Annotated in this window: 25 protein-coding genes; 13 read left to right on the top strand and 12 right to left on the bottom strand. The window is 48.7% G+C overall.

The genetic code is table 11. From position 1 onward, the window contains the following. Positions 1-24 precede the first annotated feature (24 nt). The 4 genes from FPG75_RS19870 to FPG75_RS19855 all read left to right on the top strand — a co-directional run bounded on the left by FPG75_RS19870 (position 25) and on the right by FPG75_RS19855 (position 4403). Positions 25-1440, top strand: coding sequence for an efflux transporter outer membrane subunit (locus FPG75_RS19870; RefSeq protein WP_143309154.1), 1416 nt, complete (start codon positions 25-27; stop codon positions 1438-1440). A gap of 154 nt (positions 1441-1594) precedes the next feature. Next, positions 1595-2509, top strand: coding sequence for a helix-turn-helix domain-containing protein (locus FPG75_RS19865; RefSeq protein ID WP_143309152.1), 915 nt, complete (start codon positions 1595-1597; stop codon positions 2507-2509). Between the two features lie 124 nt (positions 2510-2633). Beyond that, a complete protein-coding gene (locus tag FPG75_RS19860; protein WP_143309150.1) occupies positions 2634-3566 on the top strand; it encodes a GlxA family transcriptional regulator in 933 nt (310 codons plus the stop codon). Between the two features lie 66 nt (positions 3567-3632). Next, complete coding sequence (locus FPG75_RS19855) at positions 3633-4403, top strand: DJ-1/PfpI family protein (RefSeq protein WP_143309148.1); 771 nt, start codon at positions 3633-3635, stop codon at positions 4401-4403. Between the two features lie 43 nt (positions 4404-4446). Here FPG75_RS19855 and FPG75_RS19850 read toward each other — a convergent pair whose 3' ends face one another. The 6 genes from FPG75_RS19850 to FPG75_RS19825 all read right to left on the bottom strand — a co-directional run bounded on the left by FPG75_RS19850 (position 4447) and on the right by FPG75_RS19825 (position 8841). Then, positions 4447-5655, bottom strand: a complete 1209-nt coding sequence (locus tag FPG75_RS19850) for an FAD-dependent monooxygenase (protein ID WP_143309146.1) — start codon at positions 5653-5655, stop codon at positions 4447-4449. An 84-nt stretch (positions 5656-5739) separates the two neighbouring features. Further along, positions 5740-6546, bottom strand: coding sequence for a hypothetical protein (locus FPG75_RS19845; protein ID WP_143309144.1), 807 nt, complete (start codon positions 6544-6546; stop codon positions 5740-5742). Between the two features lie 61 nt (positions 6547-6607). Next, positions 6608-7444 (bottom strand): hypothetical protein, encoded by an 837-nt coding sequence (locus FPG75_RS19840; protein ID WP_143309142.1) that lies wholly within the window; start codon positions 7442-7444, stop codon positions 6608-6610. Positions 7445-7561: 117 nt separating this feature from the next. Beyond that, positions 7562-8038, bottom strand: coding sequence for an SRPBCC family protein (locus FPG75_RS19835; protein WP_143309140.1), 477 nt, complete (start codon positions 8036-8038; stop codon positions 7562-7564). 27 nt (positions 8039-8065) lie between these two features. After that, positions 8066-8491 (bottom strand): VOC family protein, encoded by a 426-nt coding sequence (locus FPG75_RS19830; protein WP_143309138.1) that lies wholly within the window; start codon positions 8489-8491, stop codon positions 8066-8068. 11 nt (positions 8492-8502) lie between these two features. Further along, positions 8503-8841 (bottom strand): ArsR/SmtB family transcription factor, encoded by a 339-nt coding sequence (locus FPG75_RS19825; RefSeq protein WP_143309136.1) that lies wholly within the window; start codon positions 8839-8841, stop codon positions 8503-8505. 97 nt (positions 8842-8938) lie between these two features. Between FPG75_RS19825 and FPG75_RS19820 the strand changes: the two genes are divergently transcribed. Next, on the top strand, positions 8939-10018 hold the full coding sequence (locus FPG75_RS19820) for a serine hydrolase domain-containing protein (RefSeq protein WP_143309134.1): 1080 nt from the start codon (positions 8939-8941) through the stop codon (positions 10016-10018). Positions 10019-10021: 3 nt separating this feature from the next. Here FPG75_RS19820 and FPG75_RS19815 read toward each other — a convergent pair whose 3' ends face one another. Both FPG75_RS19815 and FPG75_RS19810 read right to left on the bottom strand, forming a co-directional pair. After that, entirely contained in the window at positions 10022-10402 is a 381-nt protein-coding gene (locus FPG75_RS19815; RefSeq protein ID WP_143309132.1) for a hypothetical protein, read from the bottom strand. After that, complete coding sequence (locus FPG75_RS19810; RefSeq protein WP_143309130.1) at positions 10399-11787, bottom strand: MFS transporter; 1389 nt, start codon at positions 11785-11787, stop codon at positions 10399-10401. Before FPG75_RS19810 ends, FPG75_RS19815 begins: the two co-directional genes overlap by 4 nt. Before the next feature lie 87 nt (positions 11788-11874). Between FPG75_RS19810 and FPG75_RS19805 the strand changes: the two genes are divergently transcribed. Together FPG75_RS19805 and FPG75_RS19800 are read left to right on the top strand one after the other, a co-directional pair. Then, positions 11875-12738 (top strand): helix-turn-helix domain-containing protein, encoded by an 864-nt coding sequence (locus FPG75_RS19805; protein WP_161596860.1) that lies wholly within the window; start codon positions 11875-11877, stop codon positions 12736-12738. A 23-nt stretch (positions 12739-12761) separates the two neighbouring features. After that, entirely contained in the window at positions 12762-13352 is a 591-nt protein-coding gene (locus tag FPG75_RS19800; RefSeq protein WP_143309126.1) for a hypothetical protein, read from the top strand. A gap of 103 nt (positions 13353-13455) precedes the next feature. Here FPG75_RS19800 and FPG75_RS19795 read toward each other — a convergent pair whose 3' ends face one another. Next, positions 13456-14043 carry a Crp/Fnr family transcriptional regulator gene (locus tag FPG75_RS19795; protein ID WP_143309124.1) on the bottom strand — a complete coding sequence of 196 codons (588 nt, stop codon included), beginning with the start codon at positions 14041-14043 and terminating at the stop codon, positions 13456-13458. Positions 14044-14157: 114 nt separating this feature from the next. On the opposite strand from FPG75_RS19795, the gene FPG75_RS19790 reads away from it, so the two are divergent. The 3 genes from FPG75_RS19790 to FPG75_RS19780 all read left to right on the top strand — a co-directional run bounded on the left by FPG75_RS19790 (position 14158) and on the right by FPG75_RS19780 (position 17744). Beyond that, a complete protein-coding gene (locus tag FPG75_RS19790; RefSeq protein ID WP_143309122.1) occupies positions 14158-15051 on the top strand; it encodes an SDR family oxidoreductase in 894 nt (297 codons plus the stop codon). A gap of 266 nt (positions 15052-15317) precedes the next feature. Then, on the top strand, positions 15318-16316 hold the full coding sequence (locus FPG75_RS19785; protein WP_161596859.1) for an EndoS/ChiA family endoglycosidase: 999 nt from the start codon (positions 15318-15320) through the stop codon (positions 16314-16316). A 573-nt stretch (positions 16317-16889) separates the two neighbouring features. After that, the gene (locus FPG75_RS19780) at positions 16890-17744 is read left to right on the top strand and encodes a helix-turn-helix domain-containing protein (RefSeq protein WP_143309118.1); all 855 of its coding nucleotides are present in this window, start codon (positions 16890-16892) and stop codon (positions 17742-17744) included. Positions 17745-17781: 37 nt separating this feature from the next. On the opposite strand, the gene FPG75_RS19775 is transcribed toward FPG75_RS19780, so the two are convergent. Both FPG75_RS19775 and FPG75_RS19770 read right to left on the bottom strand, forming a co-directional pair. Further along, positions 17782-18132 (bottom strand): TetR/AcrR family transcriptional regulator, encoded by a 351-nt coding sequence (locus FPG75_RS19775; protein ID WP_143309116.1) that lies wholly within the window; start codon positions 18130-18132, stop codon positions 17782-17784. A 90-nt stretch (positions 18133-18222) separates the two neighbouring features. Next, positions 18223-19068, bottom strand: a complete 846-nt coding sequence (locus FPG75_RS19770) for a helix-turn-helix domain-containing protein (protein ID WP_143309113.1) — start codon at positions 19066-19068, stop codon at positions 18223-18225. Between the two features lie 223 nt (positions 19069-19291). Between FPG75_RS19770 and FPG75_RS19765 the strand changes: the two genes are divergently transcribed. Then, on the top strand, positions 19292-20653 hold the full coding sequence (locus FPG75_RS19765) for an outer membrane beta-barrel protein (RefSeq protein WP_143309111.1): 1362 nt from the start codon (positions 19292-19294) through the stop codon (positions 20651-20653). Here FPG75_RS19765 and FPG75_RS19760 read toward each other — a convergent pair. Further along, entirely contained in the window at positions 20639-20848 is a 210-nt protein-coding gene (locus FPG75_RS19760) for a hypothetical protein (protein WP_143309109.1), read from the bottom strand. The two genes, FPG75_RS19765 and FPG75_RS19760, sit on opposite strands and share 15 nt — an antisense overlap. Positions 20849-20957: 109 nt before the next feature. On the opposite strand from FPG75_RS19760, the gene FPG75_RS19755 reads away from it, so the two are divergent. Next, a complete protein-coding gene (locus tag FPG75_RS19755; protein ID WP_143309107.1) occupies positions 20958-21845 on the top strand; it encodes an NmrA family NAD(P)-binding protein in 888 nt (295 codons plus the stop codon). Positions 21846-21849: 4 nt separating this feature from the next. Continuing rightward, on the top strand, positions 21850-22764 hold the full coding sequence (locus FPG75_RS19750) for a helix-turn-helix domain-containing protein (protein WP_143309105.1): 915 nt from the start codon (positions 21850-21852) through the stop codon (positions 22762-22764). The last annotated feature ends 9 nt before the right edge of the window (positions 22765-22773 follow it).

Genomic DNA, 22773 nt, shown 5'->3' with positions numbered 1-22773 from the left:
GACAAGTATAAATTCTAAATAATAATGGACCGCAAAGATTATATGCGTTATCTGCTGTTAGCTCCGGTGGTAGTCGTTGTCATTGCTTCCTGCAAAGTTACCCGCGACTACCAGCGTCCGGATCTGCAATTGCCGGCGCAGTACAATGGCCTCAGTTACAGCGACACTTCTTCGATCTCAGACATGCCATGGAATACTTTTTTCACGGAGCCGGCTTTGCAGGCGCTGATAGAGAAAGGTATTGCACGTAATAACAATATGCTGACCGCTTTAAAGAACATCGATATCGCCGATCAGCAACTGAAGCAGGCAAAACTATTCTGGACGCCGCAGTTAAATGCACAGGCTGGATATCAATATAACCATCCGTCCGGCAACAGCTTCAATGGCGCATTGATGCAGGGAAGCAACTATTTCCAGGATCACCAGGTGACGCTTAATCTCACCTGGGAGCTGGGGATATGGGGGAAGATCAGACGGCAGAAAGAAGCCGTGGTAGACCAATACCTGCAAAGCTATGAAGCTAGGAAAGCAGTACAAACAACGGTGGTATCAGATATCGCCAAAGGTTTTTACAATTTGCTGATGCTCGATAAGCAACTGACCATCACCAAAGAGAACCTCACCCTGAGCGATAGCACGTTGCAGATCACCACGCTGCTGATGAATGCCGGCACCCCCAATGTGACACAATTATCCATCGACCAGGTAAAGGCGCAGCGGGAAGGCATCGCCGCGCAGATACCATTGCTGGAACAATATATCACCCTGCAGGAAAATGCCCTGCAATTGTTGACAGGAGCCTATCCTGGCGAGATTGCCAGGAGTGTGAAGCTGACAGATATGGCCGTGCCCTCCAGCTTGCCGGCGGGCTTGCCTGCCTCCATTGTGAGCCGCCGTCCGGATGTGCGTGCCGCGGAGCTGGACGTGATGGCCGCAAATGCCCGTGTAGGCGTGGCTGCGGCGGATATGTATCCCAAGCTCACGATCACTTCCGGTATCGGGTTTGAGTCGTTGAAAGCCAGCGATTGGTTCAAACCGGCTTCCTGGCTGGCGAATGCAGCGGGTGGCATTGTGCAGCCCGTCTTCAACAGGCGGCAATACAAAACGCAATATGAGGTAGCCAGGCTGAATCGCGATAATTCAGAGATCGCGTTCCGGCAATCCGTGCTGCGCGCTGTAGGCGAAGTGTCTAACGCGCTGGCGCAAATAGATAAACTGAAACAACAAGAACGGGCAACCTACATACAGTCTACTGATCTGCACCGGGCCATCGAGCATGCGCTCTTGCTATACCAGGGAGATATGGCGAACTATTTAGAAGTCATTACCGCGCAAAGCAATGCTTTACAAGCGGACCTGGGACTTGCAAATATCCATAGCAACCTTTTGACTGCTGTTGTAGAATTGTACAGGAGCACAGGAGGAGGTTGGAAATAGCAGAACGATAGTGTAACAGTTGTAGGTTTTTTATATGTCAGGCGGCCGTTTCGACGGCCGCCTATTTCCGTAAAAAGCAAGCAACAAATTTCATTCACACATTTGTCCTAATTTTAACAGGATAATACGTCATATCTTCAAACTATTTTGTTTTATGGCAGAACGTACGAACATTACAGAACTCTTCATATTGAAAGGCGAGGAGCCCCCTGAAAACCCGCTCCTGGTGCTCAAACCCTCTACCCCCGATTCTGTTTGTAATATGGGCCCTATCACACTGGGTTACTATTCCATGTGTCTTAACCGGCATAAATCCGGCGAGCTGAAATATGGCCGTACACGGTACGATGCAAAAGGAGGCGGTATGTTTTTTATGAAACCGGGGCAAACCGTCGCAAATGACAATATCGTTACAGATGGCGATGGATTTTGTTTGATCTTCCAGGAAGAATATTTATATGGTCATCCCTTACATGCGGAGATCAGGAAATACCGCTACTTTGAATATGATATCAACGAAGCCCTGCATTTAACGCCGCAGGAAGAACAAACGATGATCAGGATATCAAAAGAAATTGAAGCGGAATATCACCATCACCAGGATGAGCTATCCAAAGAAATTATCCTGGGGCATATTGCGTCGCTGCTCAGGTATAGCCAGCGTTTCTACAAACGGCAGTTCATTGATCGCGCAGACCATTCCGGTAAAATAGCCAACCGCTTCCATGAACAGCTGTCGGCCTATTTTGAAACAGGCATCGCCGCCACACAGGGCTTGCCCTCTGTAAAGTACCTGGCAGAACAGCTGCATGTTTCGCCGCACTACCTCAGCGATGTACTGAAACAGGAAACCGGCAAAACAGCGCTGGAACTCATTCATCTCTTCCTGATATCAGAAGCCAAGAACCTGCTGACAGGAACAGATCTTTCCATTTCTGAAATATCTTATAATCTCGGTTTTGAAAATCACCCTTATTTCTCGCGTCTCTTCAAACGCATCGCCGGACTAACGCCCAATGCGTTTAAGAATAATCTCACGAAATTCAGCCATCAGCTGTATGTGGATTAATTTCATTTGCCAGGTTACCTGATCAGAAACGGGTAACCTGGTTTTTTGTTGTGTATGATTTTATCACAGCTGGCAGGACTTGGAAAAACTGTTCTCGCGCTGATGAGAATCGTACCTTCACACCATGGAAAAGAAACGGATCATTTTCTTCCTCTTCGATAGCGTACATCTGCTGGATCTGGCAGGCGCTGTAACAGTTTTTTATGAAGCGGGATGCTGCGGCCATCCATATGAACTGCGGTATGTATCGCCTTATACATCGCCGCTTGCTTCTTCCGGTTTGGGATTTACGCGTGTAGAGCCTTTGACCGACATTGCCCTTAAGGCTGATGATATTGTGATCGTTGCGGGTATGGACCTGAGCCGATGGAGCCGTGAAGATGACAGTGGCTGGATACCCTGGCTGCAACACGCTGCCGCAGTGGGCGCCACGGTATGCTCTGTATGTACCGCAGCATTTGCCCTCGCTGCGGCAGGATTGCTCGATGGCCGCAGTTGTACTACCCACTGGGCTTACACCGCCGCCTTGCAGGAACACTTTCCGAAATTGCAGGTAATAGAGAACAGGCTCTTTGTGAAGAGCGATAATATTTACACCAGTGCAGGCATCTCCACAGGCATCGACCTGGCGCTGTTCCTGGTGGAAGAGCATTATGGTCCTGCCTTTGCTTGTACGGTGGCGAAAGATATGGTGGTGTATATCCGCCGTGATGGCGCCTCAGCGCAGCATAGCATCCACCTGCAATATCGGCAGCATATCAATCACCAGGTGCATGAGGTACAGGACTATATCACGCATCATCTGCATCTGAAACTCACCATCACCGCATTGGCAGCGATGGTGTTCATGTCTCCCAGAAATCTTACCCGTCTCTTCAAATCTACTACCGGCATTACGATCGGCGAATATATCCAACAGCTGCGCGAAGAAAAGGCCACGCAATTATTGAAAGAGGGTCAGAAGCTGTCATGGGTAGCCAAAGCCTGCGGCATGGGCAACACCCGGCAATTGGGACAGCTGGCCCGGAAGACAGGCATGACGGCAAAATTGGCCTGATTTGCCGGGTGCTTGTCCTTCTTTGCACGCGCTTGCCACATTACCTTGCAGGTATAATCAAGCGATATGAAACATCTGGTCATCTTGCTGCTATGTTTGCCTTTATGGGCTTGGGCGCAGCAAAAAAGTTCCGACTACGTTTGCCCGCCCTGCGGCACATGCGACTCCATTGTATATCACCAGCCCGGTATATGCCCCCATTGCGGCATGGCATTGATACCTAAAGACGCCGCTAAAGCGCCACCACCGCAAACTTACAGCATCTGCTTTTACCTCTATGACGGCACGGAAGTGCTCGACTTCGCAGGACCGCTGGAAGTATTTTCCTATGCCGGCTTCAAAATATTTACTGTAGGAAAAACGAAAGCGCCGGTAACAGTGCAAGGCATACTGAAAGTAAATCCGGACTATAGTATCCAGGATGCGCCGCCAGCGGACTTCTTCGCCATCTTTGGCGGTAACGACGACGTAGCTGCCGGCGATCCGGAAGTGATCCGCTGGATCAAAAGCAGGGATGCCAGTACCAAAGGTTATTTCTCTGTTTGCACCGGCGCTTTTGTACTGGGCAAAACCGGTTTGCTGGATAGCCTTACCGTTACCACTTTTCACAGGAGCATACAGGCATTGCAGCAGGAAGTGCCTTCAGCCAAAGTATTATCCAATGTGCGTTATGTAGATAATGGCCGGGTCATCACCACGGCAGGCATCTCCGCTGGCATCGATGGCGCGCTGCACCTGGTGGCCAGGCTACGTGGAGAAGCAGAAGCACTGCGCATCGCCCGGCATATGGAATATGATAAATACGTACCTGAACAAGGGTTGATCGTAAAACATTAACCTACGCAAAAGCCCGTAAGTAATAGTGTTTACGGGCTTTTGCTCAGGCGGCCACTTTCTCTTCCCAGTTTATTTTATAACGATATAGCCAGTCCTGTGATGTAGATCCAAAGAGCCGGATGAACACGCTGATCATGAAGTTGCGGATCTTCGCCTGCATAGGTGTAACGATCTTTTTATCATCGCCCCTCCTTCTCCCTTCGGCTACAATCCTCTCTACGCGCGGTTTACGTGCGGCTTCAAACAACCCGAACACTTTTTCATGATCGCCGGGAATATCCCTGAGCAACCTGGCGAGGCAGATGGCGTCTTCCAGCGCCATAGACGCACCCTGGCCTGCATTCGGACTTACCGCATGTGCGGCATCTCCCATCAGCAATACCCGCTGCTGATGCCATACCGGCAATGATGGTATATCGCTGATGTTTTGTTTCAATACCTTTTCGGAGTGTGCAATGAGCGCTACCACCGGGTTTTCGTAATCTTTATAGATAGCCAGCATCTCACGTTTCACGTTTTCTACGGATGTATCCTGCAATACTTCGGCACTCATCGCTGTAGGAGAGGGCAGGTTCGACCACCACATGGCATAGTCTTTATCAGCAGGGGAGTAGCCAAAGAAACCTTTGGCTCCGAAAACATAGTGCAAGCTGGCAAGGTCCCGCTGTGAAAGAGAAGGTACGTTTGCCAATTTCACAAAGCCTCCTACTCCCAACATGCCTGTGAATGCGGGTTTCGGCCCATCCGGCCATATGATGCGGCGGGTGGCCGAATGTATGCCGTCGGCGCCGATCAGCAGGGAGCCGCTTGTTTCAGTGCCGTCTTCAAAAAAAGCAGTAACGCTATCCGGCTGCTGCCGGATGTTTTGTAATCTTTTATTGTAATGAATGGGGATGCCGGCTTTATTCACCGCTATTGTCAACACCTCATGCAAGGCGCTCCTGGTAATGCTGACGCCGAATTGGCCGTATCGCTGAATGTTGCCATTGCTCATCCTTGCTAATACCTTACCTTTTTCATTCTGAAAACAGTGCTCAGTGGTAAGGGCGCCGCGTTTTTTTATTTCTTCTGCAAGACCAAGTGTTGCCAGCACATTCATACCATTGGGCGCAATGTTCAAACCGCCGCCCACGCCATCTTTCCAGGCATAGGCTTCGTAGATGGCAGCCGGTATGCCGGCTTTGTGCAGGAATAAAGCAAGCGCCAGGCCACCGATGCCGCCACCGATGATGAGGATGTTGGAAGTGTTCATAACAGGGTAGTTTTTGGTTGTAAAACTACCTGTATCAACAGGGCCTGAAAATATGCATTAGGTAAAACCAAGAAGATCTGCCGGTCAGCTACCCGTTTTTACCGGCGAAAGTTGTTGCCCGGGTATCACGCGCTCAAAATATTCTCCGGTAAATTTATACTGGATATACTTCTCTGTTACCGTACCATCGGGCTTTACCACGGGAAGACTGATCGTTTGCGTATCAGGATCGAAAGTGATCAGATGGATCGGGCGTTCTTTTCTATCTACTACAGAAAAGAAATCATAAGCAAAGCTGAGCTGATTTTTGATGCCTGTTTTTGTTTTTATCAATCTTACGCTATCGCTCAACTGGTTGTTGCTGATCGCAAAAACTTTGATGCCCTGGTAAGCGTCTTTGTTAGAATAAACAGCATTGTAAACGCCCAGGTAGTACGTTTTTCCCTGGTTTTCCAGGGTGTAGATCGCTACATAGGCGGCCGCTGCATGGAGCTTATCGTCGTTTGCATGCGGATTCAGTGAAAATACTTTACCGTCAGATTGATATTGATACACGTTGCTGAAGAAGCGCATGGTGCCGCCCATTTCTGTGTCCCAACTGTATATCCGCAAATGCTTGTCTTTTGAAGTGACGATTTGCAGGCCTTTTGCATCGAGTGGTGCAAAGTCTGCGCTAATCGTAGCGGGGTTGTTGCTGGTATACTGAAGCAGTTTTTGTTCGAAGCGTTTGTTGGCGAGCAGGATGGAGTCGCCTGCATCAGTTTCTTTATGATCTCCCCAATACTGTATCTGCTGGAAGTTTTGGAGCAGGTCGTTTTCGATGGTATGGATATTTTGTCCGAAGGTGATGCCGCTATAGGTCAGCAATAGCAAAAGAAAAAAGAAGCGCATGGAGGCCGGGTTATTTTATCCTCAAATATCTGTAATTAAGCCGGCTACTCCAAATGCTTACTCAGGGGACATCCAGAACGAGGCCGGAAGTGAGGTTGAAGAGCCGGGCTTCGTCAACGGAAGGCGTGAATGTATGTTCGGTAGAAGGGGAGGGTGCAGGTGCTGCCTTTAGTACATTGGCGCTTGCTGCCGGCGGACGTTTGATAATAGCGGGCGTAAGCCCGAAAACCACATCGAGGGAGTATTCGTCGGTGCTGGTAGACAATTTGCCGTCAATGTTCAGCCCATAAGCGCCGCCTTTAGCGCCTGCTTCAAAAAGATAATATTTTTTCTTGATGATATTTTTTTGAATGAAGCCACTGACAACATAGATGTAACAGATCTCCGGATCATTCATTTTGTCCTGGTTATTCTGTTTCCATTGCGTGATGGCATTTGTCCAGGATGGGTCCTGGAAGTTGACCAGCCCGCTGGCCTGATCCATGATAACAAGGCTGAACGTACTTTTCTGATCCAGCTGCGCGCTCAGGAAATTGAGGAAACCCGCCTGCGCGCACAATGCTTTGTTAACGATAATGGACCCGCGTAATTGAGGCTTGGCTAATTTTGACTGTTCGTCAACTTTAAGGCCGGTGACCGGAAACGATGAAAATTCAAAGTTCAGGTCCTTTGCATTGACAAGGTTGGTAGGGCATTGACCATCTGTTTTCCTAACCTCAATCACCTGTCCTAACAGCTGATAAGGATTTCCGATAAATGCATCTGCAATAATGTAGGCAGTCTGGTCATTGACCATTGTTTTGGTTTTGAGATCGTTCAAGGTGGCGATGGGCGCACTGTCGGAGATATCTCTGTTCATCACGTCATTGACGTGGTCTGGATGATTGTTATTACCCATGGTTATTTGGGGTTTTATATTTTGGGGAATTGGAATAACGTTATAAAAATAACGAAATGTCTGCAAACATAAATTTATTATTCTCCCGGTACGATCTGTGTATCGGGAGAATAATAATTATTGGAAGATGGCTGCCATCTTCGCGATACTTTGTTCCAGGCCGAGTTGCGCAAACTGGCTCATAGAGCCAAATTCAGCGTATTCTGTCACCGTCATCTCTGTTTTGCCATCGCCTGTTTTTTTGAAAGTGACCACGGTTCTGATGTCCAGTGGAAAATCCGCCGGCATGCCCAGTTTTACGGGAGCTGTTTTCTGGCCGTTTTCATCTGCGAGGTTTTGAATGAACTCGATGCTTTCGTGTGGAACGATCTTTATATAATCCCAGATAGAATAAAATTCCTGGCCGCCCATTTCCGGCGGGGCTTTCATGCTCACGAGCGATTGGCCGCCTTCGCGGAAATCGATCCTGGCGAGAGGAGAGGTGAAGTGTTGCGGGCCCCACCAGCGTTTCACCAGTTCGGGATCGGTCCATACTTTCCAGACCATTTCTACCGGCGCATTGAAGGTTCGGGTAACTTCCACTTGTTTTGCCATGGTTACAGTAATGAAGGTGAAGAATGATCAGGCATTTTGCAATGCTTCGATATCAAATTTCTGCATTTGCATAAATGCTTTCGCTACGCGCGGCCCTTTTTCCGGGTCAGACATTAACTCGCCCAGTACGCTTGGCACCACTTGCCAGGATAATCCGAACTGGTCTTTACACCAACCGCATCTACCTTCGGAACCGCCGTTGGCAGTGAGTTTGTACCAGTAGTGATCAATCTCCTGCTGGTCTTTACAGTTGATCACGAAGGAAACCGCTTCGTTGAAAGCGAATTGCGGGCCGCCATTCAGGCCCATGAAAAATTTTCCGTTCAGTTCAAAATTCACTACCATCCCGGAGTCGTGGAGGATGCGTGAATTGGGGAAAATGTTGCAGTAGAAATCTGCTGCCGCTCTTGCCTGGCCATCAAACCAAAGACAAGGATACAATTGTTCTTTCATATAGTTTGATTTTATTTTTTGCGCTTTGTTTTCTTCTGCTGCATCTCTTCCAGCAGTCCTTCGATCTCATCCAGCCTGTTTTCCCATAGCTTCCGGTAAGGATCTATCCAGTCTGCCACTTCCTTCAGTTTTTTCGCATTGAAATGATAATGGATCTCCCGGCCGGATTGCTCCTGTTTCAGCAGTTCGCATTCCGTGAGTATCTGGATATGTTTGGAGATGGTTTGTCGCGATGAGCCGAAATGCTCGGCGATGGCCCCCGGCGTCATGGCCTGCATCGCTACCAGGCTCAGAATGAGCCTGCGGGTAGGATCGGCCAGGGCTTGAAATACGTCTCTGCGGATCTTCATATTATGCAGCTATTTGACTGCAATTTAATGCAGTTATTTGACTGCGCAAAATTTTTTTCTGAAATGAAAAAGAGTATATTTAGATATACATCCTGCCATGAAAAAGATAATCTCCCTGATCGCCTTTCTCGCTATCACCTGTTCCATTGCTGCACAATCCCCTGGGGCAGCGGCTTTCATCGACTCCTTCGCCAGGAAGAATAATTTCAATGGTACCATCGTACTGGCAAAGCACGACAAAGCCTGGTACAGAAAGAGTTTCGGGCTGGCCAATTTCCAACATAAAACGCCTAACACACCGGATACACGTTACAAGATCGCCTCTATCACCAAAGCATTTGCCGCCGTACTGATACTGCAATTGTATGAACAAGACAAGATCGATCTGCATAAAACGATCAGCGCGTACCTGCCCGGCTACAAAGGAGAAGGAGCAGATAAAGTAACTATAGAACAGCTCCTCAACATGACTTCCGGCATTCATAATATGGATGCCAACATCACTTCCATGGAATCAGTATTGAAGAACGGGATGCCGCAATACCAGCTGCCGCATACTTCCGATGAAATGCTGACACTTTTCAGCAGCGGTAAACTGGACACCATACCAGGGAAGGAGTGGGACTACAACAATGCTGATTATATTATTCTCGGCAAGATCATCGAACAGGTGAGCGGCAAAAGTTTTGAAGAGAACCTGAAAACCCGCATCCTGCAACCATTGCAGCTGAATAATACCGGTATCGCATATCAGCAAACGGTCATTCCGAAATTGGCAGATACCTATTTTTACCGGGATGATATCAGGCAGCTGGTCAACGATCTGCCGGTGTACATGGAGAACTGGTATGCTTCGGGCGCCATGTATTCTACTGCAGACGATGTACTGAAATTTTCCAACGCACTGTTTGGCCGGAAGCTGTTGAAACAAGCTACGCTCGACCTGATGTTCACCTCAGGATTAGGCGAGTATGGCTATGGCGTTTGGGTGTATAAGAATTACAAGATCCATCAGCAGCAATATACCATCGTGAAAAGGCCCGGCTCCATTATGGGAGCGCAGGCCATGTTGTTTCATGTACTGGAAGATGGCTCCACGATTATTATACTCAGCAATGCGGTAACGACCAGTCTGGACGAATTTGCCGCACGCCTCGCGGAACATATTATTCCCTGATCTTTACATCCACTCTTCTTGTAACCGCCACCATTTCAGGTCATCGCCTTCCAAGCGGAAAATGGCGCTGGACCTGCGTTTGGTGGTAATGTCTCCCATCGACTGTGTTTCTTCATAATACACCAGTGTATGATGAAAGGTAGAAGCGGTCCACAGATTATCGAAGCTGACGATGATACCCGGCCGGCTGCCCTTTACCGATAGCAGCCAGGCTGCGAGTGCCGGAAAGTCCATCTCCTGGCCATTGGCGCCTGTCATCTGAAATTGTGCACTGAAAGCATGCAGCAGTTGCGCTGCGCTCACATTGTTATTGCCACGGAACCAGTCCTGTATGCCCACGTGAAAATCCTTGACCATTTTGCTGGCCTGATCAGCATGATTCATATATTATTGTTTGTTTGTGTTTTACCATAGCGTTTTGCCAGCCGCCAGCCTGCCAATTGCAATGCTGCCAGCGTAATGAATGCCACCTCAAGGGAACGGCTATACGAAAAGGAGCCGAGCAGTGAAAAGAACAAAGTGCTGATCACTGCCGTGCCGGTAACGCTGCCCACCTGGATGGCCGTGCTCACGATACCGGAAGCCTGGCCCGCCAGCGAAGCGGCGGTACCGGCCATGATCTGCCGTAACATGGCAGGCATCACCATGCCATGGCCCGCACCAGCCAGCAGCAATCCTGCTTTGAGCCACCATCCCGGCGCCGGTTGAAAATGAATGCCCACTGCGCCAATCATAAAACCGGCGATAAGCAGCAAGAGGCCCGCTTGCATCAATTGCTGACTGGAAGCGCGGAAACGATGGCTGCTCAACGGAGCTATAAAGAAGCCGATAGCATAAGGCAGTATCGATAATCCCGCTTCAAAAGCGCCATAGTGCAAGCCATTTTGCAGGTAATAAGGGAATATCAGGAAGAAGGCAGCCGTATGATTGTATAGGAAGATCACACCGATGCCTTTCAGAAATGACCTGTCTCTCAGCAGCGGCATATACAGCAGCGGCGCTTTGCCGCGTTGCAGTAATTTTTCTTCATAGCGGAACAGCGCCCATCCCGTGAGGATGGCCAGCGCCATGCTTATAAATACCCAGGCAGGCCAATGTGCCTCGCGGCCTTTTACGATGGGGTAGATGAATAAGAGGAGCGACAACGTAGCGAGCAGCATGCCGGTGATATCCAGCCGGGGCCGCGTGCCGGCGCGGTTTTCCTGCATTACGAAATAGGCGGCGATGCTACAGAGGATGCCGATAGGCAGGTTCACCATAAACACGCTTTCCCAGGTCCAGCCGAAGAGCTGCGCATTGATCAGCAGGCCGCCGAGTAATTGTCCGCCGATGGCTGCCAGGCCAAACATAGCGCCGAAAATGCCCATGGCGCGCGCTTGTTCTTCCGGCGGAAAGATCACGCGTATTGTAGCGATCACTTGTGGCGCCAGCATCGCCGCGCCCATGCCTTGCCATATCCGCGCGGCAATCAGCCATTGTACCTCTTTTGCCAATGCGCATGCTGCGGATGCCATCGTGAATAGCAGCATGCCGCCGATGAATACTTTCTTGCGTCCATAGATATCGCCCAGTCTGCCGCCTGTTACCACCAGCACCGCATAGGTCAGCCCGTAGCCTGCCACTACTAATTGCAAAGCCGTGTCAGTCGCTTGCAGCGCGGTTTTTACGGAAGGCAGCGCCACATTCACAATAAAGAAATCGAGGGGCGATAAAAACGCGCCTGCAGATAAAATAGCCAATATGAACCATCGGTGTTTTGCAGCTGCCATTTTTTTTTGATGGCAAAGCAACGACAGAGAGTACAAAAAAAATGGTACTATAAGGGGTTTGTTTTGTACCTTCGACGGATGGCGTTTATGAAGATAATAGACCAGGTGGAAGTGGACATCGTGCAAACCAACATGCGCAGGCACAGGTTCCGGTCCGACTACTTCTTTGAAATGGCATACGTGCTGGAAGGGAAGGGGCAGTTCAGCGAGGGGCAATATGATTACCGTTATGCGCCCCGTAAATTATTTCTTTTGCAACAAGGCACGCCTTATACCTTTTCGCCCGAAACCGGCAGCAGCATTGCCTTGCTGCGTTTCAGCCCGGCCTTCATCGAACAGGTGAGGTTCGAGAATGAACGCCTTGAAACCTGCGACAACCTCCGGAAGATCAGTTATATCCTGAACCATTATCATGCAAAAGCCGGTTGTATCTTCCGGGAACGCAATGATGAGAAACTGGCGCATGCCTTGCTGGACGGGATCATCCGGGAGTATCAACAAAAGTCTTATGGCCATACCTTGATCATCCGTCAATCATTATCTATCCTCATCAACCTGATCGCCCGTAACCTGATCGCCAGTGAAGGCTCTGTGAGCAGTGGCAGCGAGCAACCATTGGCGATGAAAATGATCAGCTATATACAGCAGCACATCGGCGATGCAGCCGCCCTGAAAATTGATACCATGGCGGAACGCGTGAATATCTCCCCTCATTATCTCGGCGAATATTTTAAAAAACACACTGGCCGCAGCTTGCAGGATTATTTGTTGGAATACCGGTTGAAACTGATAGAAACACGGCTTGTATACAGCAACATGCGATTGAAAGAGATCGCCCTTGAACTGTCGTTCAATGATGAGAGTTATCTCTCTAAATTATTCAGAAAACACCGCGGAATGACGCCCGGGGCCTATCGCCGGCAACAACGACTGATAGAAGAGCGGAAATAGACAATAATGTCTATTTTTGAGAGATGAAGAAGATATTTTTAATGAGCCTCGCCTTAGCTGTATGGCTCTTTAGTACGGTAGCATCAGCGCAAACCCCTGCGGCCACTGATTACCTGCATGTGCCGGGCCCCATTCAATTCAACAAAACAAGCTGGCATCTGCAATGGTCCTCGCACCCCGCAGCTAATTATTACAAGCAGGAATATTTTACCACCGGTGATAATGTTGAGCATTTTTCAAAAATGCTGTCGATCGACTATCTCCGCGGACAAGCCACCGTAAAGGATCTTGCTGGGCATAAGGTGGCAGAGTTGAAAAAGATGAAGGAAAGTAATCCCATGGTGCAATACCAGGTGTTTGAGAAAGATGGCGAAGTGTTGCTCGATTTTCTCGTGAGCGCCAACAATGCCGACGGAAAGCGGATAGATATTCTTGAAAGAAATGTTTACCGGTACGTAGCCATGAAAGACCCATCCGGCGTAGTCCTGTTCTCTCTAAGCGAAAGGGCTTATGGTAAAGATGTGACGGCCTTTCTGAACCGTCTGAAAACGGGCATGGAGGCTTCGCGGAATGCAGTGGCCGCATTTGCGATACCGGCGGTACACGTGAAATAGCTAGTAGAAAGATGGTTTGTTACCCCTGGTTTGTTAATAGTCCGGTTGTTGCCAATTGTACTTCATGAGCCGAATAATTTCCTAATCAGCTCACGCGTAAAAACTAATGGCTTTTCACACTACGTTGTGCATGGCGTATCCTGCTGAGTGTTTCCCTGGATATGCCAAGGTAGGAGGCGATCAGATGTAAGGGGATACGGTTAGCCAGATCGGGAAAGGTGTGAAGAAATTCCTGGTATTTTTCTTCTGAAGAAGCGCTGATATGCATGCGTATCCTGTCCTGGCTGGCATTGAGGCTGTTGGATATCGTATTAACGGCGTAGGCTTTCAGGGCAGGGATGCTTTCCAGCAGAATATAGAAATGATCGCGCGCCCACAACATCACGGTGCTGTCTTCCATCGCTTCAATATAATATTTCGACGGCGTCTGGTGCGTATAGCTCTCATGGTCGGTGATCCAGCTGTTTTCCGGTGCGAAGCGCATGATATATTCCGTGCCGTCATCTTTGAGTATGTAGGTTTTTAGCAGTCCTTTTATCACGAACATCTTATGGATGCATACTTCGCCCTCTTCCAGCAGCAGCTGCCTTTTGCGTACTCTTTTCGTGACGGCCAGGGAAATAATATGTTGCAATTCGTCTTTGGTAAGATGAATTTTAGACTGGATATAGTTTTCAAAAAGTTCAGACATGGGCGATAATTTCAGTACAAAGATATGTCAAATGACCTGGTAAAATTGTGTCAAATGACCTTGTGCCGGGGGCTTGTTGCGCTGCAATTTTGTGGTACATCAAAATCAGGATTTATGCGTGTTTTTGTTACAGGCGCTACGGGCTTTATTGGTTCGGCCATTGTTCAGGAATTATTACAGGCAGGGCATGAGGTGCTGGGCCTTGCACGTTCAGATGCCGCTGCACAGCGGCTGGCGGCGGCGGGTGCGGCCGTGCATCGCGGTGATGTGAATGATACCGATAGTTTGCAACGTGGTGCGATGGCCGCCGATGGCGTAATCCATACGGCGTTCATACATGATTTCGCCAACTTTGAAGCCAGTTGCGAAGCCGACCGGCGCGCCATTACTGCAATAGGCGCCGCATTGGAGGGTTCGGCGCGCCCGCTGGTGGTGACCTCCGGTACCAGCATCGTGCATAATGGCGGCATTGCCACAGAGAACGACGGACCGGCGGCCGGGCCGCGCTCCCTGCCGCGCGCCGCATCGGAAGAGGCAGCGATGGCCCTGGCCGCACGCGGTGTACGGGCATCGGTGCTGCGTTTGCCCCCATCTGTTCATGGCGATGGCGATCATGGCTTTGTGCCGGCGCTCATCAACATTGCACGGGAGAAGGGCGTGTCAGCCTTCATCGGCGATGGCCTGAACCGCTGGCCGGCCGTGCACAGGCTGGATGCCGCACGGGCGTTCAGGTTGATACTGGAGCGAGGCGTTGCCGGCGCCAGGTATCATGCCGTGGGCGACGAAGGCATCCCCACCAGGGATATTGCCGCCATTATCGGCAAACAGCTGCAAGTGCCGGTGGTAGCCCAATCGCCGGAAACGGCATCCGACCACTTCGGCTGGATAGCGCGTTTCTTCTCCCTGGATGTTCCTGCCTCCAGCAAACAAACGCAGGAACAACTATCATGGCTTCCCACACACCCCTCATTGCTGGCTGATATCGACCGACCAGGGTATTATATTTAGGGATTTATTGATTTACGGATTTTTTGATTTGAGGGAACTCAAGGTTTCCTCAAATCAAAAAATCCGTAAATCAATAAATCCCTAAATATTTGCTCGGTTTCCATTTTTAACCTATCTTGTTAATCTCATATCTGACGTTTGCTCGCACTTGCCGCCTTCCTGGTGGCTTCTCTTTTATTTATACAAATACTGCAACCTGAACGATGAAAAATACGTGCTGGTCGTTTGTCCTGTCGATTTTTTATTTACTCATAAAACCCACACACATGCAACACAAGCGCTTATTGCCGCTGGTATGGATGGCATTGGCCATGCTGATACTCGGCGCCGCCTGCACAAAAGATGCCCAACAAAAAGAAAAACTGTCCACGAACAAAGCTATGACCACACTCAGCAGCAATCCTTACCTGGATAGCCTGCTGGCCTACAAGAGCCGCCCGCATGAGATCTATGCCGGCTTTTACCGCATCCAGGGCCCTTGCTACGGCGCCGCGCCCTTTGGCACTAACTTCTCACAAGTGCCTGATAGCCTCGATGTATTGATCCTCTTCTGCTTCTCTTCTACCTCTCCCATTGCCAGCAGCGTGCCGGGATGGATCAGCGCATTACATGCCAAAGGCACCAAAGTGATCCTCACCGGTAATCTCAACCTCGTGGCCGGCGCTACGCATGATACCAGCGGCTATGGCAAAACAGCACGGTATATCATGGACAGCACCATCAACAAATATGGATTTGATGGTTATGATATCGATGTGGAGAGCACACCGAGCGGACAAACACTCACCGATATGGCGGGCGTATATACGGCCTTATCCAAATACCTCGGCCCGAAATCAGGCACCGGCAAGCTGCTTACATTTGATACTAATCAGAGCGGCACCAACAGCCTTTTCAGAAAAGTATATACCATGGTGGACTATGTATGGTTACAGGCCTATGGCCGCGGCGCCAGCACCTTGCAATCCACCTGGCAAACATTTTCTCCCTACATCAAATCCAGCCAGTTTGTGCCGGGCTTCTCCTTCTATGAAGAAAATGGTTACCCTTCCAATGTATGGTATGATGTAACTTACCCGGTGAATGGCACCGGCCGCGCCTACGACTACGCCCGCTGGGAACCCACAGGGGCAAAGAAAGGCGGCGTATTCGGCTATGCGATCGATAGAGATGCGCCACTCACTTCTGCTACAGATAATACTTTGTATGCACCTACTTATATCGTGAGCAAACAACTGATACAGATCATGAATCCTGCACACTGATCGTAACATTTATAGTAATACGATAATCACAGGCCGGCTTGCAAAAGCCGGCCTGTCTTGTTTCTTCACAGTTTTACCTGACGCTTCTCTCATCTCTGATAATATTTTGCAAGATGCATGTTGTCTGGTTCAATACGATTAATTGCCCCTAACGGTAACGCATATAGTACCGTGCCCAACACTATTATCGGTCGTATCAATAACAGGGGCGGGAGCTATAAAACAGCCAAGTTTTTTAATAAACAGGACAATGATCCCTTTATACCGTTACCATATTTTTGTACCTATTGAATTGAGAGCCAGTAAGAGATTGTTTTATCAATAAATTACTTGCGCAATTGATTGTACGCATCGTTAGCATTTGAAGTATTATTTCCGGAAAAACCGGACTTGTCACACCATTGGGTTGTATACCTGTTAGCGTTTTAATACGCCGTTTCATTGCTGGAGAACGGCGGTATGCAGCGATTATTTGCCAGCCATTTCATGGAATATCTATGTCAATGATGCCATGTCAACTTGATTTAGATTAAAGTCCCATTTGTCGTTTTTAAGAATGAAACCCAAATAAGAATGAAATCCAAAGAAAAATTTCCAATACTTGAGATCAGGAAATTTCAGGAGGCCTGGGATCCCGATGGTAGTGTGGTATTCCACCGCTTTGATGGGGCCAGTAGCATTGAAGAAGCGCGTTCTCATGACTTTTTTGTATTCCTGTTATTTGAGAGAGGCAGCGGCGTACATTGGATCGATTTTATCGATCATCCGGTAGAAGCAAACCAGGTACACCTGCTTTTTCCGGGCCAGATACATAAGTGGGATCTGGGCAAGAATACAAAAGGGATGAAACTGATCATCGACCGTCGTCTTTTTGAGACATTTTCTTCGACCTTGCAATTTTCTTTTGCAAGATTTAACCAGCACAGCGTGCTGACGCTGGACGCTGCACTGTTCCGAAAGATATCGAATGAGTTCGAGGCTATTGAACATGAGCTGGCATCGTCCAATATTTTCTGGGAGATCGTACATGAACGCGCACGCCTGATCGCCATGCTCGTGAGCCGCCAGGCAGAGAAGGATTTCAGACGTACGATCAGCCGGCGCATCAATCCTTTGCTGTATAATTTTTTATTGCTGATAGACCAGCATTTCCGGGAACAGAAGATGGTGGCCTTTTATGCCGAACATTTGTTTATTGTACCCAACTACCTGAATATATTGTGCAAGCGACAGTTCAAAGTTTCCGCTTCCAGCCTGATACGACAAAGGATACTGCTGGAAGCGAAAAGACTGATACAAAGCACAGACATGTCGATCAAAGAGATTGGTTATTCGCTGGGCTTTAAAGACCTGTCGAGCTTCTCCCGCTTCTTTAAATTCCATACCGGATTTTCTCCCAAGCAATACGTAAAAAGCGATAGCGGATAAGAAATTTTGGGGCTAACTAAACGTTTTTGTAAAACAACTAATGGCCTGGATAAGCCCGAGTTGACCTGAAGATTGTCCAGTGGTATTCTTCTGGGAGCGTATCGAATTGTATATATGCCTCTGAGCTTGGCAGAAAATATTCCTGCACCTGCCGTGTGATCCAGCTGTTCTCATTCATCTCCCAATAGATCACCATCAGTTTATCAACACTGCTAAAATAATCGTATATGCGTGACAGTGATATGCCGGCAACGTCGGAGATATTGCCACCTGTAAGATGGATATAGCTTTGGGTCCTCAGCACTTCGCCAACGGCCCATATCAATTTTTCCCTGACCAGCGATTTTGTTTTATGGCTCCCTTCCATGACAATTCGGGGTGATCTCATGTAGAATATTTACGTCGCTGTAAAGGTAGTGGTCCTTACATTTTTCAGGTTATCCGAATCGCTACATTTGTTGACTGAATCATAGTTTTTTTATTTATCATGCTGCTTGAAGTGGCGCGGCGCAAAGCCGGTATTGGATTTAAAGAAGCGGGAGAAGTAAGCCAGGTCGCCGAATCCGAGCTCGAAAGCGATTTCTTTGATAGATTTGTTGGAAGATCTGATCAAACGTTTTGCTTCCAGGATAATGCGTTGCTGTATCAGTTGAATGGGAGATACCTGCAATCCTTTTTTACAAAGGATACCAAGGTATCCGGGTGAAACATTCAGCTGGCGCGCATAGAAAGCCACTGAACGTTGTTGCGCGAAATGCGTATCGATGAGTGATTGCAATTTTACCAGGAGAGGATTGCTGTCATACATCAGCATGTCTTTATGGAGTAATGCCATCTGTTTGTTGATCAGCAAGGCTACCATCCGGAGCCGGGCGTAGAGAATCTCGCAGCAGTCTATCCCATCTGCCTGGATACCTTCTATCAGCATTAATTCTGACCGGATCTCTTTGAAAATAACCGGGTCAAGATTGATGACAGGGCAGTGCTTATATCTGGTGAGTGAGAACTGGAACTGGACGGGAAACGTTTCGATCACTTCAGCAGGGATCTTGAGTCGATACCCTATAGTGTCGGGGCCGCAGCTCCAGGAGCGTACCTGCCCGGGAAAGGTGATGTGTACCTGTCGGGGTTTGATTTCATGGTCAATATCATTGATGGTATGTATACCATCTCCGCTTTCGAATAAGATAAATACAAAATCTTCATCTCTCACCGGTTTTTCCAATGTGGCTGCGCCAACAAACTGGTAATAGATGGAGCTTGGTAATGTAAAGTTATTGCCCTTGAAATTTTGCCTGGTTGTGGGATCGGTTGCATTGTTCATGTGTACATGTAGGTTAATGGCATAATAGTGGCGGTGGGACCGGTTCCCACAAATACAAATATCCGGCCAATATTTTATTTGTCCGCTGAAACCCTTTGTGGTAAAGGTTGTTGGCGGATGAATGCTGCCAGGGGCGTGCTGTAAATCGCTCCAATTTAGTAGGGTGCATTATTTCGCAGAATTGAAAAAAAGACTCACTTTTGCCTATCTTAAAATAGTTGTTATGGTAAGAAGGTTACTTATCCTTGCTTGTATATTTACTGCAGGTATTTCCACATCGTACGCACAGGAATCCACCAATGAAAAGATACCCTTCGATGGTATCGAAACCAACTGGCAGAACGGGAGCGACCGGAGAGACTCCTCTATATTTTCCGGTAAATATTTTACGCCGAGCGTAATGGTAGATATTAATTACACACATTCCTTCAATCACCCGAATGATCATACCGTAGTGGGTTCTACGGCATTGTCGAGGAATGATGAAATTCAGTTGTCGCATCTCAGTCTGGGCGGCGATCTGAATTTTCATAACGCACGTGCGCGTATCATGCTGCAATTCGGCACACGTTCGCAAGTGGTGCCCAGGAATGATCTGAGCCCATACCGCGGCCAATATAAACTCGCTGATGTATATCGTTACCTCAGCGAAACCTATGTAGGCTATCATTTCAATGTATGGTATGGTATCAATGTGGACGCAGGTTTGTTCATGTCGTACATCGGGCTTAACTCTTATTACCAGGTAGAGAACTGGGAGTACCAGGCTTCCTTTACATCGGACAATACGCCCTGGTTTTTTAATGGAGTGCGCGTGCAGATCTATCCGAGCAAATACCTCAAGATAGAACCCTGGATCATCAACGGCTGGCAGAGCTACGGCGTATTTAACCGGCGGCCAGGCGTAGGCGCAAATATTACCTGGAATCCTTCCAGTCGTTTCAAGATACTGACTAACGATTACTATGGCGCGGATGCAGGTGGCATCCCCACCAGGAACCGCTTCCACTCGGATAATAGTATGTTGGTGAGATATTTTAACAAGCCTGCATCGAAAGGCGTTTCCCGTATGGCCTTTTCACTCACAGGCGATATCGGCTTTGAAAACGGCGGCGGCGTAAGCGGTTTCAAGAACAGCGATACCAGCAAGCCGGCGCAATATTTTCTAAGCGCCATGTTCTACAACCGCATCTGGTTCAATAAAAATAAATTTGCGTGGACGATCGGCGGTGGCGTCATGACCAACCCGGGTCGCTACCTGGTACTGGCGCCCACCGGACAGGCCAGTCCATTGCCCGATCCTAACAATCCTACACAAACCGAAGGTAAGTATCCCTTCGATACCAATCCAGGTACGAGTTTCAAGGGCTGGGATTGTTCCACCAATTTCGACTGGATGCCTAATCAAAGTTTTTTAGTAAGACTGGAATATGTGCACCGTCACGCCAATGTGCCTTACTTCGCCGGCGCTGGCGGCGTTACCTCTCCTGATGGTTACAGCACTACGCCCTTGCCGGCCAACTGGCGGCCCGACCTTGTGAAGTCGGAAGACCGGGTGATACTGGCGCTGCTATTCAGGTTGTGAGACTTTCGGTTTCTTTGCCCACAGGTATATTGTCCATACTGTTGCAATGACGAACAGGATAGCCAGCGGGATATAATACCGGCTGAAAAATTCATGGAAATAAGCGCCAACAATAATGTAAAGGCTGGCAATACAGAGTTTGAAAGGAATGAATTCTGCATTGCTCCAGGTGGTCTTGGTTTTCAGGAAGCTCATAAGTGAAAAGTTTACCAAAATTACCATTGTTTTGGTTACGACAATCATAGATTCGGCTACGCCATTTTTTGTGCTGCAACAGAACTTTGTAGCATAAAAAAACAGCCAGATGAAAATTGTTATCACAGGATCTTTAGGACACATCAGCCGGCCGCTGGCCACCACCCTCATTCAGCAAGGACATGCCGTTACCATTATCAGCAGCAAGGCAGATAAGCAGGAAGATATTGAAGCGCTGGGCGCCACCGCCGCCATCGGGCCTTTGGAAGATGCCGCTTTTGTTACCCGCGCTTTTACCGGCGCCGATGCAGTGTATGCCATGGTGCCTCCCAATCTCTTTGCCATGCCCGATCCGCGCGACTACTACCGTTTGATAGGCGGCAACTACGCGCAGGCCATTACACAGGCAGGCGTGAAAAGAGTAGTGTACCTCAGCAGCATGGGAGCAGAGCAAACAGAGGGCACAGGCATCATCCTCGGCGCGCATCATGTGGAACAACTGTTGAACCAGTTGCCGGGCATCGCACTCACCCATCTGCGGCCAGGTTATTTTTATTATAACCTGTACCAGTTCACAGATATGATCAAAGGCGCCGGCCTGATGCAAGCCAACTATGGCGGCGCAGATCCCGTTGTGCTGGTATCGCCAGTGGATATTGCCGCCGCAGCAGCAGAAGAGCTGACCACTGTTCATGCAGTAAAACCAGTACGTTATGTTGCCAGCGATGAACGTACCTGTAACGAGATAGCTGCCGTGCTGGGCGCCGCCATTGGCAAGCCCGCGCTGCAATGGAAGCTATGCACAGACGAACAAATGCAGCAGCAGCTGGAAAGCCGTGGCCTGCCTGCCTTGCTGGCAACCAGCTACGTGGAATTGTTCCGCATTGTGCATAATGGTATCTTCGTAAAAGAATACCGGCAACAAGCGCCGATCGCCATGGGCGCCGTAAAACTGGAAACCTTTGCAGCGGAATTTGCTGCGGCATTTAAAGCATAGTATCATGAAACATCCTGCACCGCATCATATTCATACCATCACTGCTTACCATCAGTTCAGGAACCTGCCGGGGCCTGCGCATCCGCTGATCAGCGTGGTCAACTGCAAGGATATCGCCAGGCTGCGCAGCGATGAGCCGCAAAGCATCATCCAGCATTTTTATGCCATCTCCCTGAAACGCAATTTTGATGGCAGAATGAAATACGGCCAGCAGGAATACGATTTTGATGCCGGCGTGATGTTTTTCATGGCGCCCGGACAGGTATTCTCCATCGAGCCAAATGTACTGCTGAAACATACAGGATGGATCTTGCTGATCCATCCTGATTTTCTCTGGAATACGCCACTGGCCAAAGCGATCAGGCAGTACGAATATTTCAGTTATGCTGTGAATGAAGCGCTCTATCTATCCGAAAAAGAAGAAGCGGTGATCACGGGTATCATCAGTAATATAGAACAGGAGTATCATGCGAACATCGATCAGTTTAGTCAACAGGTGATGATCGCGCAGCTTGAGCTGTTGCTGACCTATGCCGAACGGTTCTATCACCGACAATTCCTTACCCGCAAGATCAGCAACCACCAGGTGCTGGATCGCCTGGAAACCATACTGGATGCCTATTTCAACAATGATGAGCTGATGCGGAAAGGTTTGCCATCTGTTCAGCAGATCGCGCAGCAACTTCATCTCTCTCCCAATTATCTCAGCAATTTATTGAAAGTGCTCACCGGGCAAAATACACAGCAGCACATCCATGAAAAACTCATTAGCAAAGCAAAAGAGAAATTATCGACTACCGACCTTTCTGTTAGTGAAATTGCCTATGAACTGGGATTTGAACACCCGCAGTCCTTCAGCAAGTTATTCAAGATGAAAACGCATCTCTCGCCGGTAGCGTTCCGGCAGTCTTTCGGTTGAAGTAAAGCG

The sequence above is a fragment of the Chitinophaga vietnamensis genome, assembly GCF_902167635.1.
Lineage (GTDB): Bacteria > Bacteroidota > Bacteroidia > Chitinophagales > Chitinophagaceae > Chitinophaga > Chitinophaga vietnamensis.
Note: the sequence above shows the minus strand (reverse complement) of the source record. Positions and strands in the feature narration are given on the sequence as shown.